This window comes from Roseomonas rosulenta, from assembly GCF_016106005.1.
Lineage (GTDB): Bacteria > Pseudomonadota > Alphaproteobacteria > Acetobacterales > Acetobacteraceae > Neoroseomonas > Neoroseomonas rosulenta.
The window spans coordinates 1-713 of record NZ_JACADR010000623.1 but is presented as its reverse complement, the minus strand read 5'-3'; the positions used below and the strand labels follow the sequence as shown (position 1 = coordinate 713).

Genomic DNA, 713 nt, shown 5'->3' with positions numbered 1-713 from the left:
CCGCTCGCCGTCGCCGCGCCGGGCGCGGAGGGCTTCGCCTTCGGCTTCGGCCTGGAGGCCTGGATGCGCGCCAGCCGGCCCGGCCTCACGGAGGCGCTGGGCGCGGTCGGCGGCGGGCCGGCCATGGTCTCGGTGCGCGCCACGGCCGGCCCCATGCCGTCGGGGGCGGAGGACAGCGTCGCGCTGCGCCTGCCCCGCAGCGGCCAGGCGGCGATCGCCTTCTTCATCCTGGGCTCCGTCGCAGGGCCGCTCGAACCGGCGCCGCCCGGGGGCGGCTGGCTGCTGCTGCCGGCCCGGCAACGCTATGCGCTCGGCTTCACCTGCAACACCTGGGTGATGCAGGCGGTGGCGGCGTCCGGCCTGCCGGTGCCGGTCGCCGGCATCAGGCTGCGCAACGAGGCAATGGCCGCCCTGCGCGCCGAGGCCGCCCGCCAGGCCGGAAGGTGAACGCGCCGCGGGGCTGCCCGTGTCGCCCCTGCGGATCCGCCGAAGCCACGACGGCACGGCGCCGCCGCTCGTGCCTCGTGAGGAACGTCACGGTTCCGCCATGGTGAAGCGCTTCATATGCAATCATTCCCGGTGTGAAAGCCTGCCGCCCGAGACCGCCTGCCCGGATTCGCGAATCGATGTCCATCCGCCGAGACCTCCTGTTGCGCACCGCGCTGCTCCGCCTGCCGGACCTGGCGGCGCTGCGCGCGGCCCCCGCGCCCGCC

At 76.3% G+C, this 713-nt stretch carries 1 protein-coding gene; it reads left to right on the top strand.

Features of this window, described 5'->3' with window-relative positions:
* Positions 1-447: DUF2459 domain-containing protein (locus HW578_RS27290; protein WP_198373816.1), on the top strand; the 447-nt coding region annotated here is incomplete at its 5' end.
* Between the last annotated feature and the right edge of the window lie 266 nt (positions 448-713).